General features: G+C 61.4%; 15 protein-coding genes. 6 read left to right on the top strand and 9 right to left on the bottom strand.

Features of this window, described 5'->3' with window-relative positions:
* The first annotated feature begins 15 nt into the window (after positions 1–15).
* The 6 genes from DY201_RS20575 to DY201_RS20550 all read left to right on the top strand — a co-directional run bounded on the left by DY201_RS20575 (position 16) and on the right by DY201_RS20550 (position 8,649).
* A complete protein-coding gene (locus DY201_RS20575) occupies positions 16–528 on the top strand; it encodes a DinB family protein (protein WP_115732820.1) in 513 nt (170 codons plus the stop codon).
* Positions 529–733: 205 nt separating this feature from the next.
* Positions 734–1,336 carry a hypothetical protein gene (locus DY201_RS20570; RefSeq protein WP_115732819.1) on the top strand — a complete coding sequence of 201 codons (603 nt, stop codon included), beginning with the start codon at positions 734–736 and terminating at the stop codon, positions 1,334–1,336.
* 335 nt (positions 1,337–1,671) lie between these two features.
* Positions 1,672–2,940 (top strand): MFS transporter, encoded by a 1,269-nt coding sequence (locus DY201_RS20565; protein ID WP_115732818.1) that lies wholly within the window; start codon positions 1,672–1,674, stop codon positions 2,938–2,940.
* Between the two features lie 93 nt (positions 2,941–3,033).
* Positions 3,034–4,911, top strand: a complete 1,878-nt coding sequence (locus DY201_RS20560; protein ID WP_115732817.1) for an ABC-F family ATP-binding cassette domain-containing protein — start codon at positions 3,034–3,036, stop codon at positions 4,909–4,911.
* A gap of 180 nt (positions 4,912–5,091) precedes the next feature.
* Entirely contained in the window at positions 5,092–7,197 is a 2,106-nt protein-coding gene (locus tag DY201_RS20555; protein ID WP_115732816.1) for a molybdopterin-containing oxidoreductase family protein, read from the top strand.
* A gap of 525 nt (positions 7,198–7,722) precedes the next feature.
* A complete protein-coding gene (locus DY201_RS20550) occupies positions 7,723–8,649 on the top strand; it encodes an alpha/beta hydrolase (protein WP_115732815.1) in 927 nt (308 codons plus the stop codon).
* Positions 8,650–9,017: 368 nt separating this feature from the next.
* On the opposite strand, the gene DY201_RS20545 is transcribed toward DY201_RS20550, so the two are convergent.
* The 9 genes from DY201_RS20545 to DY201_RS20505 all read right to left on the bottom strand — a co-directional run bounded on the left by DY201_RS20545 (position 9,018) and on the right by DY201_RS20505 (position 17,500).
* On the bottom strand, positions 9,018–10,259 hold the full coding sequence (locus DY201_RS20545; protein WP_245432056.1) for a MalY/PatB family protein: 1,242 nt from the start codon (positions 10,257–10,259) through the stop codon (positions 9,018–9,020).
* Positions 10,260–10,314: 55 nt separating this feature from the next.
* The gene (locus DY201_RS20540; protein WP_115732813.1) at positions 10,315–11,118 is read right to left on the bottom strand and encodes an amino acid ABC transporter ATP-binding protein; all 804 of its coding nucleotides are present in this window, start codon (positions 11,116–11,118) and stop codon (positions 10,315–10,317) included.
* Positions 11,115–12,038 (bottom strand): amino acid ABC transporter permease, encoded by a 924-nt coding sequence (locus tag DY201_RS20535; RefSeq protein WP_115732812.1) that lies wholly within the window; start codon positions 12,036–12,038, stop codon positions 11,115–11,117. The genes DY201_RS20540 and DY201_RS20535 overlap by 4 nt, the downstream gene beginning before the upstream one ends.
* Before the next feature lie 75 nt (positions 12,039–12,113).
* Positions 12,114–12,965, bottom strand: coding sequence for an ABC transporter substrate-binding protein (locus tag DY201_RS20530; protein WP_115732811.1), 852 nt, complete (start codon positions 12,963–12,965; stop codon positions 12,114–12,116).
* A gap of 149 nt (positions 12,966–13,114) precedes the next feature.
* On the bottom strand, positions 13,115–14,071 hold the full coding sequence (locus DY201_RS20525; protein ID WP_245432055.1) for a LysR family transcriptional regulator: 957 nt from the start codon (positions 14,069–14,071) through the stop codon (positions 13,115–13,117).
* Between the two features lie 179 nt (positions 14,072–14,250).
* Entirely contained in the window at positions 14,251–14,547 is a 297-nt protein-coding gene (locus tag DY201_RS20520) for a hypothetical protein (RefSeq protein ID WP_115732809.1), read from the bottom strand.
* 177 nt (positions 14,548–14,724) lie between these two features.
* Positions 14,725–15,708 (bottom strand): ABC transporter substrate-binding protein, encoded by a 984-nt coding sequence (locus DY201_RS20515; RefSeq protein ID WP_115732808.1) that lies wholly within the window; start codon positions 15,706–15,708, stop codon positions 14,725–14,727.
* Positions 15,709–15,745: 37 nt separating this feature from the next.
* On the bottom strand, positions 15,746–16,318 hold the full coding sequence (gene gfa, locus DY201_RS20510; protein WP_115732807.1) for an S-(hydroxymethyl)glutathione synthase: 573 nt from the start codon (positions 16,316–16,318) through the stop codon (positions 15,746–15,748).
* 54 nt (positions 16,319–16,372) lie between these two features.
* Positions 16,373–17,500: an S-(hydroxymethyl)glutathione dehydrogenase/class III alcohol dehydrogenase gene (locus DY201_RS20505; protein ID WP_115732806.1), complete on the bottom strand. Its 1,128-nt coding sequence runs from the start codon at positions 17,498–17,500 to the stop codon at positions 16,373–16,375.
* Between the last annotated feature and the right edge of the window lie 13 nt (positions 17,501–17,513).

Below are 17,513 nucleotides of genomic sequence, written 5' to 3'. Positions count from 1 at the left end.
TTCAGGGAATATCGGATGAAACAGCATTTCATGATGTTGGCGGCGTATAATCAATGGGCCAACGAGCGTGTCTATGACGCAGCAGCCGAGCTCGAAACGCAAGACTATGAGCGCGACACCGGCGCCGTCTTCAAGTCGATGAAGGGAACGCTCAATCATCTGCTGGTCGCCGACCGTGTCTGGCTGAAGCGTTTCACCGGCGAGGGCGATGCGCCATCTCAGCTCGACGCCATCATCCATGCCGACTTCGCCAGATTGCGCGCTGCGCGCCAGGCCGAGGACAGGCGCATCGTCGAGTGGATCGGTTCGCTCGCCGACAAGGCGTTCGCCGGCCGCTTCACCTACATGACCATCACCGACATGCGCACCATCTCGCAGCGGCTGGCGCCGGCGCTGATGCATCTTTTCAACCACCAGACGCATCATCGCGGCCAGGCGCACATGATCCTGACAGTTCTCGGGCGCCCATCCGTAGCTCTCGACCTGATCTATTTCCAGCGCACCGAAGACGGCAGAGCATTCGCTTGAAGTTGCATAAAATTTTATGCTTCTGGCCAACATAATTAAAAGGATTCAATCGTCTACTGTTGCATGTAACGCAATTCAGGTGGTCAGTAAAAAAGTTGAAGATGTCTGGGGGGAATGTGAAACTTATTGACACGCGGGTGCGTTACTAGGTCAGCAGCCAGTCTCGTGGCTGGGTGCTGTGATCGGCAACCACAGGGAGACATCCATGACTAGTATATCGAAGGCAATAGCCAAGACACTGGCGGGTGGTATCGTTTTCGCGGCGCTCTGCGCGCCAGCCAGCGCCCTGGACATCGGCGACCGTAGCAAGGGCCTCGGCGTCTCTGTCGACATCGGCAACAGCAATTCAAGAGGACTTGGCGTCGATGTCGGTGCAACCGTCGGTGGTTCGGGCGGCGTCAATGCAGACGTCAACGCCGATGTCGGCGGCAGCAAGGGCCTGGCTGATGCCAAGGCCAATGCCTCTGTCGGCGGCAACAAGGGCCTGACGGCAAATGCCAGCGCCAATGTCGCCGGTAACAAGGGCCTGGCCGACGTCAAGGCCAATGTCGGCCTCGGCGGCAACACGCTCGCCGATATCGGCGTCAACATCGGCGGACCCGGTATTGCCGGTCCTGGCGGTCCCGGCGGACCGGGTGGTCCTGGTGGCCCCGGCGGCCCCGGCATCAACCCCGGCGTCATCGGCGGCATGTCGCAAGCCCAGGTCGCTGCCTATGTGAAGCGCTGCAAGATGGTGCTGTCCAACCCGGGTGCATTCGAGAGCGACCTGCGCGAACTGTGCAAGCTTTTGCGCACAGCCAGCCGCTGACGTCAGCCAAAGCTGACATCAGGCAAAGAATTCGGACGGCCCGCGATCTGCGGGCCGTTTCGATTCCAGCCGGCAGCCGGCCCGCTACCTCTGACGACCCGGTACGTATGACGACCCGGTACGTGTGACGACCCGGTACGTGTGACGCCCCGGTTGTTGTAATGACCGGTCTTTGTCATGAGCTGTCTGGATCATCGGATAGGTGCGTCTGGGCAACGTGACTTGCCTTGTTTTCGATCACGATATCGGCCAGACGAGGCAATGGTGGCTCTGCCCGCTCCGGGCGCCGGCAGCCTGCCTCGTTTCAGGCCATCTCTTTTTCAGGATCGACCTCCGTGCGCGCATTCGGCGACAAGACCGGCCAGGCCATCGTGCTGTTGCTCATTGCCGGTTCCGGCATGGTGGCGATCGCCCGGGGCATGAGCCTGACCTTCCTGGCCATCCGCCTGCAGGGCGATTTTGGCCTGAGCCCGGCATGGATCGGCGTGCTGATCGGCACCGGGCCGTTGCTCGGCGCTGCCATAAGCCCGTTTGCCGGCACCATTTCGGACCGCATCGGCCGCCGCGTGGTGCTGGTGACGGCACTTCTGTTTGCCGGGCTTGGCCTCGTCGGCCTTGGTCTGGCGCAATCGGTCGCGGCCTTTGCGCTGGCGCATATCGTCTCGTCGGTGTCGGCTGCGGTCTACGAGCCGGTGTCGCGGGCGCTGATGAGCGATGCGGCGCCTGAAAAGTTGCGGCTCAATATGTTTTCGTGGCGCTATCTCGTCATCAATGCCGGCTGGGCGGTCGGGCCGATGATCGGCCTGGCCATCGGCGCCAATTCGCCCTTGCCCTTCGTCATTGCCGGCATTGTGCATTTCGTCTTTGCCGCGGCGATCTTCGCTGTCGTGCCGGCAGCGCTTGCCGAACGCGCCGGACAGGCCACGCTGCAACAGGCGCCCGGGCTGCGCCGGCTCGGTGCCGCTTTGCGCGACCGCCGGCTTTTGTTTTATGTCGGCGGCGGCACGCTGTTGATGGCGGTCTATGGCCAGTGGTCGGTGACCTTGTCGCAATATCTGACCACCAATGTCGCAGACGGCATGAAGATCTTCGCCTGGCTGGTCACCACCAACGCCGCCGTGGTGGTGCTCGCCACAGCACCGGCGCGTCTGGTGATCGAGAGGATCGGGCCGTTGCGGGCGATGGTGCTCGGCTGCCTTTTGTTCCTCGGCGGCGAACTCGGCTTTGCCGTCTCCACCGACGCCGCCATGCTGATCGGCTTCATGGTGCTGTTCACCATCGGCGAGGTGCTGGTCGTGCCGGCCGAATATGTGCTTGTCGACAGGATCTCCAATGACGGCAATCGCGGCGCCTATTTCGGCGCGCATTCGCTGAGTTCGGTCGGCAATTTCATCGGCCCGCTGTTTGGCGGCCTGGCGCTGGGCGCCTTTGGCGGGCAGGGCATGTTCATGCTGTTTGCCATGCTGGCCGCCGGAAGTGCCGTGCTGTTTGCCATCGGCCACGCCGCGCCGCCGCCTGCAAGGTCAGACGGCGCGGCGATCGATGCGACAGGCGAGATCGCAGGCGAAGCGCTGCACCGCAGCCACAGGCCGGCCTTCGCCTGATCGCCAGGCAGCGGCCCTTTCCCTCATGCGTCCGCGCTAATGGCGCGGCGCGCTCTTGCCATATCGGCAACTCTCGGCCAAAACCGCCACGCCATGCTCATCATCAATGACCTTTCCCTCCGCATTGCCGGACGCCTGCTTCTCGACCACGCGTCGCTGACCCTGCCTGCCGGCACCAAGGCCGGCCTGGTCGGCCGCAACGGCACCGGCAAGACGACGCTGTTCAAGGCGATAACCGGCGACTTCAGCTCGGAAACCGGCAGCATCAGCCTGCCCAAGAACACGCGTATCGGCCAGGTCGCGCAGGAAGCGCCCGGCACCGAGGAGCCGCTGATCGACATCGTGCTCAAGGCCGATGTCGAGCGCAGCGCCCTTCTCGCCGAGGAGCAGAGCGCCACCGACCCGCACCGCATCGCCGAGATCCACATCCGCCTTGCCGACATCGACGCCCATTCGGCCGAGTCCCGCGCCGCCACCATCCTCGCCGGCCTCGGTTTCGACGACGAGGCGCAGAAGCGGCCGGCGTCGTCATTCTCCGGCGGCTGGCGCATGCGCGTGGCGCTTGCCGCCGTGCTGTTTTCCGAGCCCGATCTTCTGCTGCTCGACGAGCCGACCAACTATCTCGATCTCGAAGGCACGTTGTGGCTCGAGAACTATGTCTCGAAATATCCGCACACCGTGCTCCTGATCAGCCACGACCGCGACCTGCTCAACCGCGCCGTCAATTCGATCGTCCATCTCGACCAGAAGAAGATGACCTTCTGGCGCGGCGGCTACGATCAGTTCGAGCGCCAGATCGCCGAGCAGCGCGAGCTGCAGGAAAAGGGCCGCGTCAAGCAGGAGGCGGCCCGCAAGCACCTGCAGTCCTTCGTCGACCGCTTCCGCGCCAAGGCGTCCAAGGCACGCCAGGCGCAGTCGCGCATCAAGGCGCTGGAGAAGATGAAGCCGATCGCAGCACTGATCGAAGACAATGTGCGCCCGTTCAGCTTCCCCGAGCCGGTCAAGACCGTGGCCTCGCCGATCGTCGCGCTCGACCGCGTCAGCGTCGGCTACCAGGCCGACAAGCCGATCCTCAAGAAGATGACCTTGCGCATCGACGCCGACGACCGCATCGCGCTCCTCGGCGCCAACGGCAACGGCAAGTCGACCTTCGCCAAGCTTCTGGCCGGCCGGCTCAAGGCCGAGACCGGCTCGGTGACGATCGCGCCCGGGCTCAAGGTGGCGATCTTCGCCCAGCACCAGCTCGACGATCTCCGGCCCGAGGAAAACGCCTATGAGCATGTCCGCCGGCTGATGCCGGAGGCGCCTGAATCGAAGGTCAGGGCGCGTGTCGCCCAGTTCGGCCTGCCGACCGAAAAGATGAACACCGCCGCCAAGGACCTGTCCGGTGGCGAGAAGGCGCGGCTGCTGATGGGTCTTTCGGCCTTTGACGGGCCGAACCTGTTCATCCTCGACGAGCCGACCAACCACCTCGACATCGACAGCCGCGAGGCGTTGATCATGGCGCTCAACGAGTTTCCGGGCGCCGTCATCCTGATTTCCCACGACCGCCACCTGCTCGAGGCGACGGCCGACCGGCTGTGGCTGGTCAAGGATGGAGCGGTCAATCCTTATGACGGCGATCTCGAGGACTACAAGACGCTGGTAACCGGCGTGTCGGGCGACCGGCGCAAGGAGCGCGAGGCCGACAAGGCGTCGAAGGCCGACAGGCGCCGCGAGGCCGCGGCGCGGCGCGCCGCGATGGAGCCGCTGGCCAAGGAAATCCGCGCCACCGAGGCGCTGATGGACCGCATCCGCAAGCGCATCGACGGCATCGAGGACCAGCTCGCCGATCCAAAGCTGTATGAAAAGGACCCGACGACGGCGACGCAGCTGGCCAAGGAGCGTTCGCAGCTCGGCGCCCAGCTCGCCCAGAACGAGGAAAAGTGGCTGACCATGTCGGCCGAATATGAGGAAGGCGTCGCCGAGTAGGCGGCTGCGGCCCCCTCATCCGACCGCTGCGCGGCCACCTTCTGCCCGTTGGGGAGAAGAGCGAGCGGCAACTTTGCAAACCTCCTCTCCCCTCGGGGAGAGGTCGGCCGAACGAAGTGGAGGCCGGGTGAGGGCGCACTGGCCCTACACGGCAAGCCGACATCAGGGTAAAAGGGCGCCATGAACCAGCACGCCAAGATCAGGATCGGCCATTCGGCCTGCCCGCATGACTGCCCTTCGACCTGCGCGCTCGAGGTCGAGCTGCTCGACGACAAGCGCATCGGGCGTGTGCATGGCGCCAAGTCCAACAGCTATACGGCAGGCGTCATCTGCGCCAAGGTCGCCCGTTATGCCGACCGCGTCCACCATCCCGACCGGCTGCTGAAGCCGCTGGTCCGCGCGGGCGCCAAGGGCGACGGCAACTGGAAGGAAGCGAGCTGGGAAGCAGCGCTCGACCTCGTCGCCGAAAAATTCATCGCGGCGGAGGAGCGTTACGGCTCGGAGACCGTCTGGCCCTATTTCTACGCCGGCACGATGGGGCTGGTGCAGCGCGACGGCATCGAGAGGCTGCGCCACGCCAAGAAATATTCCGGCTTCTTCGGCTCGATCTGCACCAATCTGGCCTGGACCGGCTATGTCATGGGCACAGGTGCGCTGCGCGGCACCGATCCGCGCGAGATCGGCAAGTCGGACTGCGTCGTCATCTGGGGCACCAATGCGGTGGTCACCCAGGTCAATGTGATGACCCATGCGATCAAGGCGCGCAAGGAACGCGGCGCCAAGATCGTCGTCATCGACATCTATGAGACGGCGACGCTGAAGCAGGCCGACATGGGGCTGGTGCTGAAGCCCGGCACCGACGCCGCGCTCGCCTGCGCCGTCATGCATGTGCTGTTCCGCGACGGCATGGCCGATCGCGCCTATCTCGAAAAATACACCGACGACCCCAGGGGGCTGGAAGCGCATCTCGCCGACAAGACGCCGGAATGGGCGGCCGCAATCACCGGTCTGTCGGTCGAGGAGATCGAAGCCTTTGCCCGGCTCGTCGGCACCACCAAAAAGACCTTCTTCCGCCTCGGCTACGGCTTCTCGCGCCAGCGCAACGGCTCGATCAACATGCATGCCGCACTGTCGATCCCGGCGGTGACGGGGGCCTGGCAATATGAGGGCGGCGGCGCCTTCCATTCCAATTCTGGCATCTTCAAGCTCAATGGCGAGCTGCTCGAAGGCACGAAATTCCGCGACCCCGACATCCGCTATCTCGACCATTCGCGCATCGGCCCGGTACTGACCAATGCCGAGGACGCGCTGTATGGCGGCCCGCCTGTGACCGCGATGCTGATCCAGAACACCAACCCGGCAAATGTCGCGCCCGAGCAGCGGCTGGTGGTCAAGGGCATGCTGCGCGACGACCTGTTCACCGCCGTGCACGAGCAGTTCATGACCGATACGGCCAAGCTCGCCGACGTCGTCCTGCCGGCAACGATGTTCCTCGAGCATGACGACATCTACAAGGGCGGCGGCAACCAGCACATCACGCTGGGGCCGAAGCTGATCGACCCGCCGGAAGGGCCGCGCACCAACCACTATGTAATCGAGGAGCTGGGCAAGCGGCTTGGCGTGTCTGATATGCCGGGCTTCGGCATGACCGAACGCCAGCATATCGACGTCATGCTGGAGAAGAAGGGCCTCGGCAATTTCGACAGCTTCAAGGACCAGAAATGGGCCGACATGCAGCCGGAATTCGACAGCGCCCATTTCCTCAAGGGCTTTGGCCATCCCGACGGCAAATTCCGCTTCAAGCCGCAATGGAATGGCGGTGCCGCACCCAACAAGCCGCCGCGCAGCATGGGCATCTTCGGCCCGGTCGCGCAGCTGCCCGAATTCCCCGATCATGTCGACCTGATCGAGGTGGCGGACGAACAGCACCCGTTCCGCCTGGCGACGTCGCCGGCGCGCAACTTCCTCAACTCGACCTTCGCCGAGACGCCGGTGTCGCGCGAAAAGGAGGGGCGGCCGGAACTTCTGATCCATTCCGAGGACGCCGCAGCCCTCGGGATCACCACCGGCGACCGCGTCGAGATCGGCAACATGCGCGGCGAGGTCGTTTTGCATGCCCGCCTGTTCGACAAGATCAGGCGCGGCGTCGTCATCGCCGAAGGCATCTGGCCGAATTCCGACCATGAGCGCGGCGAAGGCATCAACGTGCTGACCGGCGCCGACGCCCCCGCACCTTATGGCGGTGCCGCCGTGCACGACAACAAGGTCTGGGTGAGGGCGGCGTAGGGGCCGTCCCACAGCCGCAGCCGCATCGAAGCCGGTTGGGCGATGGCGCGGAATTGGCTGCTCGCTTGTTGGGGAGCAGACGCTATGTCGCCCCGCCGGGGCCGGTCAGATACGCCGGCTCGTGCCGCTGCTTGACCGACATCGAGAAAGCGTCTGGCAGATTGCGCCATCTTTCGCTGACGCCTTGCAGTTTACCGGTCGAGACATCGTTAACCGAACGGCGCAACATGAAAGCGGCCATTCTGCAGCCGACCGATTGCGTCCGTTCGATGACAGGAGACGAAGACGACCACAGCGGCCCATGTAGGTCCCTGTCATCCTGAATCATATCTGTCGCAGGTTTCGGGATTTTTGCGACAGATTACGGACAGATTACAGCTTGGCTGGCTGAAAGCCGAAACCATCAATCTCAGCCCTTACGTTTAGTTAAGTACGAATCCATTCGATAAAAATTTAGTCTTAATGCCGCGCGGGTACGCCATTAGTGGTCGACACCATAAAAATCCCTACGCGCGGAGACTTCACATGCGACGCTGTCTTCTGAATGCCCTGCTGATAGCTGTCATCGCCGGCTTCAGCGTCCCTGGTGGTGCGACGCTCACATACGCCCAGTCGGCTCCAAAAGCTCAGTTGGGAGAGGGGCGCGCCTACGAGATCATCGATAGCGAAGTGTGGGATGTGCCCGATCCGGTTTCCGGTCGCGCCTACCAGGTCTTCGTCGCCTTGCCGCCGTCCTATGCGAAGGAACCACAGCGGCGCTACCCCGTGCTTTACGTCACCGATGCTGACTACGCTTTCCCGATCATCCGGCAGATCGGCCGCCGCCTGAACGTCGAAGGACCCCGGATCGAGGAGTTCATTCTTGTCGGTTTGTCTTATGGAAAAGGCGAGGATGGCAAGGTCAGCCGTCAGCGCGACTACACCCCTACGTCGAACGGTCCGAGGAGCGCACCAGCCGGTGCGATCCATGGGCAGGGACGGGCCTATCAGCGATATCTGGGTGATCAGGTGAAACCATTTATCGCCGCCCGCTATCGGACCGATCCCGCCAGATCGCTCTTCCTTGGCCACTCCTACGGCGCTTTGCTTGGCGCACAGATACTGTTCACCGAACCTGGCCTGTTTAGCGGCTATATCCTCGGTAGCCCCTCTCTATGGTACGACAAGCGCCACACCTTGAAGCTCGAAACGGCTTACGCCACGCAGAACAAGGACCTGCCGGCCAAGGTCTATCTTTATGTCGGCGCCTATGAAGCGCAGCGCAAAGGCGACCGGCGCTACAACCAGACGGTAGATATGGTCGCCGACAACCGGGCTTTGGAAGCAGCGTTGCAGAGCCGCAAGTATCCGAACCTGCACTTGAAGTCGGCGGTCCTGGACGACGAGGATCACCTGACCGTCGCGCCGCGTGGCTTCACGCAGGGCTTGGAGTACCTTCTGAGACTGCGCTGACAAATCGCATCGAAAACCGGAACGAAGTCGCACTGAGTTTTGCGAGCACACCAGCCGCGCTGAATTTTCCGTGGAGTTTGCGTCGCAAAGGTCGGGTGCAAAGGTCGGTCCTACGCAACCGACCTTTGCGATGCCGAATGGCCGCTTCGTCAGGCTGAAAGCGGTTAGGCCGCTTTCAGCCCCGCACCGGTCAGCTCCAAGCTGATCGTCGGCAGCCTGCGTGCCTCCTGACCAGCGGACCGGCGGCGAATCTGGATCGAACGGTAAGGTGGCAACGGCGGCGAGATGCGCCGTCGCCACTGCGGTCGGAGGTCCGGCAATTCAATGCCCAGGGAGGGCTGCGAGACGCGTCTCTGCTGTGCTTGCCATCAGCAAGCGCTTTCATCAAAGGAACGTCCGGTAAGTGGAACGAGTACGGAGAGCAGCCGTCGCATGCCCGCCTCCAGGATCGTTCTCGAAGTGCCGAGGTTGATGCGGATGTGGTTCTCTCCACCAGGCCCCATCGGCTCGCCGTAGGTCACGACGAGCTTCGCCTGCCTTTCAATCAGCGGCTCATAGACAGCCCTCGGCGTGTTGAGCCTGGAGAGATCCAGCCAGGCGAAATATGCTGCTTCGGCGACCGGAACCGTGACCTCGGGCAGGAATGACCGGATCAAATCCGTGACGTATGCGTGATTGCCGGCAATATGGTGCATCAGCGCGTGGCTCCAGTCGTCACAATCCCGGAACGCCACTTCGGCAGCGGCGTATCCAAGTGCGCTGCCGCCATACTGTAGATTGGCGCGCAGCAAGCCGCGCCGGAAGGCATCCCGCAGGACCGGGTTCGGGGTGACAACGATGGAGTGCTTCAGTCCGGTGAGATTGAAGGGCTTGCTTGGTGAGAACAGGCAATAGGAATTCATCGCAGCCCATTCTGAAACCGCAGCAAAGGGTGTGAATTCCGTTCCCTCATACAGCATCCCGCTGTAGACCTCGTCGGAAACCACGATGACTCCGCGTTCGGAGCATATGCGTGCCAGCTCCTTCAGCTCGTCGCGAGCCCAGACCCGACCAACCGGATTATGCGGGCTGCAGAGCAACAACAACTTTGTTCGGTCAGTAATGCAGGCCTCAAGCCCGGCAAAATCCATCTCGTATGTGCCGTCGCGATTGATCAGTTGATTGGCGACGGGCACGCGGTCGTTGGCCTTCACGATCTCCGCAAAAACGTGGTGGACGGGTGGCTGGTAGATGATCTCGTCGCCGGCCTGGGTCAGTTCCATGATAATCGAGTGCATCGATGGATAAATCGCGACACACGCGTCGATCCACGTCTTCTCCACCTGCCATCCAAAACGTCTGCTCAGATAACCCGTGACCGCGTCGTAGTAGCTGGGTCGTCTCAGGGGATAACCAAAATGGCCGGCTTCGACCGCACGATGCAGCGCTTCGACGACGGCCGGTGGCGACCGGAAATCCAGATCAGCGGTTCCAAACGAGAAAAGGTCTTTGTCGCCCAGTCGGTCGATTTCCATCTCCCACTTGAGGGTGCTGAGAGCTGACCGATCTATCGCCTTGCTGAAGTCATGGAGCGATTGCTCGGATGCAGACCGAGCAGTTTTTGCGGACATGGGGTCTCCTTGCCCCGTGGTTTCACGGGGTCGACATCTGGTTTATGGAAGCGGACTACTTGACGCGCGCCAGGAACTCGCGGAGGCGTTGTGATTGCGGATTTGCAATCATTTCTTTTGCAACGCCACGCTCGACAACCACGCCACCGTCCATGAAAACGAGTTGGTCAGCGACTTCTGACGCGAAGCCGATTTCGTGGGTAACCACCACCATGGTCATGCCGTCCCGCGCCAAATCCTTCATGACGGCAAGAACCTCCCCAACGAGTTCGGGATCGAGCGCCGAAGTCGGCTCGTCGAAGAGAATGACCTTGGGCCGCATGGCAAGCGCCCGAGCTATCGCCACGCGTTGTTGCTGCCCACCAGAGAGCTGTCGTGGATAAGCGTCACACTTCTCGGCCAGACCAACCTTGCCAAGGAGATGGACCGCCCGCTCCGTGGCAGATTTGACCGATTCACCCCGGACATGGACTGGTGCCTCGATAACGTTCTGCAGGACGGTCAGATGGCCGAACAGGTTGAACTGCTGGAACACCATGCCGACCTCGGCACGACGGCGGCAGATTGCGCTGTCTGGCAGTTCATGGAGCCGGTCTTGCCTGAGCTCGTACCCTATGAAGTCCCCATCCACGAGGAGCAGGCCGCCATCGATCTTCTCCAGATGGTTGATGCATCGCAAGAACGTGCTCTTGCCCGAACCCGAAGGCCCGATGATGCAGGCGACGCTGCCTGTCGGGACGCTCAGGCTGACGTCTTTAAGCACTTCGAGGGAACCGAAGGATTTTCGGACGCCTTCGGCATAGACCATGACATTCTGGTCGATACCAAAGCGGCCATGATGTGTCCTTGAAACAGTCATTGTGTGACCCTCCTGCGAACGGAGAAGGCATTGCTGAATGTTGCTTTCAGCATGCCCTTGCCTTGCCGGGTGGCATTGTCCCGAGAGAAATAGCGTTCCAGGTAAAACTGGCCGATCGACATGATCGCCACGACAACGAGGTACCAAAAGGTTACAACCAGCAACAGCGGTATGGTCTCGAACGTACGGGCGTAGATGGATTGCGCCGAATAAAGCAGGTCACCCACCGCAACGACGCTGACCAGCGAAGTGGTCTTGAGCAGGTTGATCGTCTCGTTGCCGGATGGAGGGATGATTACTCGCATGGCTTGGGGGATGATGATGCGGCGCATCAACAGGCTCGGCTTCATCCCGAGGCACAGAGCCGCTTCCCGCTGGCCTTGGTTGACTGACTGCAGGCCGTTGCGGATGATTTCCGCCATGTAGCCGGATTCATGGAGCGAAAGGCCGACGACGGCCGCGACCAGAGGCGTCATGACGTCGTTGGTCGAAATTGAAAAAATGGTGCCAAGACCAGGCAGCCAAAGCTCGAAGCGCGGAACGATCAGCGCCAGATTGTACCAGAGTATGAGCTGGACCAGCGCCGGCGTTCCCCGGAAGAACCAGACGAACACTTTTGCCGGCGTTGAAAGCAGCCGGCTCGGCGACAAGATCATAAGTGCCGCAATCGTGCCCAGGACAACGGCGATCACCATCACCAGAGTGGTCACGATGAGGGTCACCAGGAGACCATTCATGATCAGCGGATTGAAGAGATAGCTTCCGGCGATGGGCCATTGCAGCTTGGGGTTCATTGCCGCGCTACGAACTGCCAGCGCGAGAAGCGACAGTACAAGAATGATCGCCGCGAGGCGGAACGGGTGGGGCAGCGGAACCACTTTAAGCTTGGCAATTTCCGCAGAGTTTTGATCGTTTTTCATGGGTGTCGCACAGCTCTCCCCGCCCGGCGGTCGAGGCCACCGGGCGTTCAGTCGATCTCGGATGAGATATGGCGGTTAGTGGTTCAGTTGAGAGACGTCGGTATAGATGACCGGCGCGTCCAGGGACGACTTGCCCATGTTGTAACTGTCGAGCAGCTTTTTGTAGGTGCCGTTCGCCATCAATTCCTTGAGGACGGCATCCACCATGGCTGCCGTAGCCTTGTCTCCCTTCGGGACCGCGATCCCAAGCGGTGACGGATAGTAGCTGTCGCCGGTGACGACGAGCTGCCCCTTGCTCGTTTTCTCAAAATAGCCTGTGGCCGTCGAGTCATCCAACCATGCCTCGGCGCGACCTGACAGTACCGCTGCGATGCTGTCCTTTGGCTCCGGATAGATCTGTTTGTTGATCTCCGGCAGGTTGGCGGCCTTGCAATCGGCCGAGATCCTGTCGGCAGCGATATCGCCGGAAGTGCCGGTCTGAACCGCGACAGCGTGCCCGCAAAGGTCAAGCTTCTTTGTGAATTTGTCCTTGTCCTCCGGCTTCACCGTTGCCACGGAGCCGGTTTCCATGAAGGAGATGAAGTCCACCTGCTTCAAACGCTCAGGCAGCACCGTGAAGGTGGTCCAGGCCATCGTTGCGCGCCCCGATGCGAGAGCCGGAATCTGCGAGGCGAAGGGAATTGTGACGACTTCCAGCTTCACCCCCATCAGGCCGGCAGCGGCCTGAGCCATCTCAATGTCCAGGCCAGCCGGCTTTCCGGAGGCGTCAGTGAACTCGAAGGGGGCGTAGGCGAGCGAACTGGCGATTGTGAGCTTGCCACTGGTCTTGACGGCATCCGTTACGGGAATGTCGGCAGCAAAGCTGCTGATGGTCGAAAATGCCGAGAGCGCAAGAACCACGCCACTCGTTGTAAGGCTACGCTTCATTGGTTCCTCCCTGTTTGAACCGTGGCCTACGGATAGCAGTCGCCTGCATGATCGGTGAAATTGATAATGCAACATAAGACTATGCATGCCATGCATAGTGCCGTCGTGAAACAGCCCATCAGGGGCCAACGCCTGGCGCACGCCTATTGTTAAGATTGACGGCCGCCGGAGATGTTTAGGCGTCCATACGCCGCTTCTTTCAATGCCCGCTGAACCTCTGTCGTGGCGATGATCAGGCTTCGCAGCCAGGCATGTCCCGCATCGGCCTCCAAACCACGTTCGTAAATCATGGAGACCCGAACGTCCGGGAGAGGGAACGGGGCCGGAACGATCTTGGTCTCGGTTTCTTCGGAGACCGCGAAAATGAAGTTGTCGCCAAAAACCGTTATGAGAGGCGTGTCCTTGATGATCCAAGGCGCTACGAGATAGTGCGGAATGGTGGCGACAACCTTCCGTTTGAGGCCAAGGCCTCTCAGGACGATATCGGCAACGCCATCCGCCTTGCCGTCTGCAGAGATCTGAAGATGAGGCGAAGACAAGTAGCGCTCTTGGGTGAAATCATCCAGCAGGCCATTTCCTTTCCAGCCGGCACAGACCATCTTGTGCGTCGATAGTTGCACGACTGTAATCTGGTCACTCTTGAGCGAAAAGTTGCCGAGCACCGCGCATTCGATTTGCTTGGATTTCAACAAGTCGAGGACTTCAGCCTCTCTGGTGTGCAAGACGTTGAGTGTTGCATTTGGCGCCTGAGCCGAGAAGTTCTGGATGAGGCTCGGAAGGATCGTAACGGCCGAGGAATCCGAGAGGCCGATCCTGAAGTTTCTGAATGTGCTTGCCGGCTCGAAATTCAAATGCCTTTCGACGACCTGACGAATGTCAGACAGCGCGCGAGTGAGAACAGCAGCCAGTTCTTTCGCCCGAGGCGTCGGCTCCATCACCCCTGAATCGCGAGAAAACAATTCGTCCTTGAAGATATGCCGCAACCTGGAAAGTGAATGGCTTGTGGCCGACTGCGTCCGACCAAGCAGTTCCGCCGCCTTTGTGACACTGCGCTCCTGCATCAATGCGTCGAACGTACGAAGCAGATTCAGATCGATTTGATTCAAGGAGAACGCGTGTGGGCTCGGAGGCATCTAACAACATCACGAATTTCAGCTCCGGCGACTTATACATACATACGAAAAATGTGCGCTACGATCACGATAATTAAGAAGCAGGGTTACCGCAGGTCCTCACCGCCAGGCATGATTGCCGATTTCCGTGCCGGGCTGAATCCAGCGTCCGCTTACATCATTTGCTCGCCAAAAGCAGCCGGGCAGAAAACCACTCCATACCGGTCATCTTCACTAGCTCGGCAGCGTGAGATAGCTGCGCAGGCGGCCGAGGCGGGCGCGCATTTCTTCTGCATCGACGAGACATTCGCCTCCGCCCGGCCGGTATTGCGCGAGATCGCCAACGCGCTCGTCTCATCACCGGGAAACAGGTCAGAAAGCAGCACCTCAATTCGGTTCGCCGCCACCGTGTCGTCGCCATCGACGAAGCGGTTGAGCAGCGTATCAAGTTCGAAGGTTGTTGCATCCAACTTCGAAGCATCGCTTTCAGACGCTGCAAGTGCTCCGGGCGGCGGGTTTGCCGACGGCCCGGCCAACGGCCGCTGTATTGTCGGCGGCGCATGCGTCCGGCGCCGTGGTCATGTCCGACGCCCCGACACACTTGCCAGGAATGCCCCGCCGGTTTTCACCGGCGGGGGCAGGGCTCTTCAGCGGTCTTGCAGCAACGCGTTGGTGTAGTACTGCGAAGGCTCTTTCCTGGTTGCGCTGTCCTCGGTCGACATCACCAGGTCCTGAGCATCCGATATGACATTCTCTTCGATCCAGCCGTTGATATGGCCTTCGGGTGCCTGAAGACTGAGCGATGTGGCAACGACCGACTGCCGGATCAGCTCTTCGGATGGAGCAGCACTCCAGGCCGACCGCAACGCGCTGGCGGCAGACGCTGGGTCTTTGCGCATGAGGTCGATGGCCTCGCTCGTGGCGGAGAAGAACCGCGTCAGGATGTCCTGGTTTTTGGCCAGGCCGTCGTCGCTGACCACGGCCGCCAGACCCGGCACCGACAATCCATATTTGGGAAGGTCCAGAACCGCGAACTTGATCCCGCTTCGCTCTTCGATGAGCGGAAGGTCGACATTGGTGTAGACCGTGATCATGTCGATCTTGTTCTGGAGGAACTGCGGGACCTTGATCTGCGGGTCGATCTGAACCTTCGAGATCTTGCTGCAGTCTATGCCGTTCTTTTTGCAGAGGACGTCGAGATACGCCGTCGCAGTATCTCCGGTCGATACTGCGAGAGATCTGCCCTCCATCTGCTTCGGCTCGGTGACGGGGCGGTCAGGATGAGAAATGAACGCGAACGGGGTTTTCGGCTGATAGAGCGCGGCGATCTTGACCGGCATGCCTTTCTGGATCGCCGATATGGCAAAAATTGCCGGCACGATGACGACGTCCTCGTTGCCCTGCACCAGCGACCCGAGTGCTGCCTGGGCGCCGGCGCCTTCTCCCAGTTCGACATCGACCTTGTGGGATGAATAGATCCCCTTGTCCCTGCCCAGATAGAAGAAGGCATATTCGCCCTTCAGCTTCCAACTGAAGCGCACTTTGACGGCGTCGTTCGCCCAGGCCTGGCTCGACGTCACCGCTGCTGCGACGGCTACCAGCGCGATGGCTATTGTGTTGGCTATGCGCATTAATGTTCCTCCCGTTTTTGTTCGAAGACGTGTGCGGCTAGCGCGCTGCTGTCCCTGTGCGCTTGGCAACCCAGTTGGCGACATAGTCCATCAGGCCGGGCGACAGGCAGTCATAGGGTTCGAGCCCGAGTTCCCTGAGCCGGCCGCGCACGCTGTCCATTTCGGACGGGTCGACGCCCGCCTCGATGATCGACGAGACGAATGCGGCAAAGCCCGGCTCGGCCCAGCCCGCTTCCTGGAAGCGCTCGGGATGGATGAAGTCGAGGCCCTTGAAGGCATGGTCGCGCTCGACCGGGCCATACATGTGCACACCGCAGGCCTTGCAGGCGTGGCGCTGGATCAACGCCGTCGGATCGACGACAGCGAGCTTGTCCCCATTTTCCAGCACCGTCACGTTCTCATGCGCGGTGACCGCCACGACCGAAAACTTCGCCCCCTCCGGCTTCCAGCATTTGGTGCAGCCGCAGGCGTGGTTGTGGGCAACCTGGCCCTTGATCGCCACCTTGACCGGCCTGTCGGCGCAGGCGCAGGCCAGCGTGCCGCCGGTGAAGGCGGCACTGCCGGGTTTGACCCCGCCGTCGAGCGCCGGATGTATCGAAACTGAAGCCATGTCGTTCCTCCCTGTTGATGACTGTTCGCGATGCGCACCCCTCGCAAGGGGACGCTAGTAGACGACCACGCTGCGGATGCTTTCGCCTGCATGCATCAGGTCGAAACCCTTGTTGATGTCTTCGAGCTTGAGCGTGTGGGTGATCATCGGGTCGATCTGGATCTTGCCCGCCATGTACCAGTCGACGATCTTCGGCACGTCGGTGCGGCCGCGTGCGCCGCCAAAGGCGGTGCCTTTCCAGCTCCGGCCGGTGACCAGCTGGAACGGCCGCGTCGCGATCTCCTGGCCGGCGCCGGCGACGCCGATGACGATCGACTCGCCCCAGCCGCGATGGCTGGCTTCCAGCGCCTGGCGCATCACCTTGACGTTGCCGGTGCAGTCGAAGGTGTAGTCGGCGCCGCCGATCTGGTCGGCACCACGCTTGGTCATGTTGACGAGATAAGGAACGATGTCGCCCTCGACCTCCTTCGGATTGACGAAATGCGTCATGCCGAACTTTTCGCCCCAGGCCTTGCGGTCATTGTTGATGTCGACGCCGATGATCATGTCGGTACCGGCTAGGCGCAGACCCTGCAGCACATTGAGGCCGATGCCGCCGAGGCCGAAGACGATGGCCGTCGAACCGATCTCGACTTTGGCGGTGTTGATGACCGCACCGATGCCGGTCGTCACGCCGCAGCCGATGTAGCAGATCTTGTCGAACGGGGCGTCCGGGTTGACCTTGGCCAGCGCGATCTCGGGCAGCACGGTGAAGTTCGAGAATGTCGAGCAGCCCATGTAATGGAAAATCTTGTCCTTGCCGATCGAGAAGCGGCTCGAACCATCAGGCATCAGGCCTTGGCCCTGCGTCGCGCGGATCGCGGTGCACAGATTGGTTTTCCGCGACAAACATGACGGGCATGAGCGGCATTCCGGCGTATAGAGCGGAATGACGTGGTCGCCCTTCTTGAGCGAGGTCACACCCTTGCCGACGTCGACGACGACACCGGCACCCTCATGGCCCAGAATGGCCGGGAAGATGCCTTCGGGGTCGGCACCCGACAAAGTGAACTCGTCGGTGTGGCAGATGCCGGTCGCCTTGATCTCGACAAGCACCTCGCCCTCGCGCGGCCCCTCGAGGTCGACCTCCATGATCTCGAGCGGCTTTCCAGCTCCAACGGCGACTGCGGCGCGGGTTTTCATGCAAATCTCCAGC

This window comes from Aminobacter aminovorans (assembly GCF_900445235.1).
Taxonomy (GTDB): domain Bacteria; phylum Pseudomonadota; class Alphaproteobacteria; order Rhizobiales; family Rhizobiaceae; genus Aminobacter; species Aminobacter aminovorans.
The sequence above is the reverse complement of the archived record's forward strand: the minus strand, read 5'-3'. Positions and strand labels throughout refer to the sequence as shown.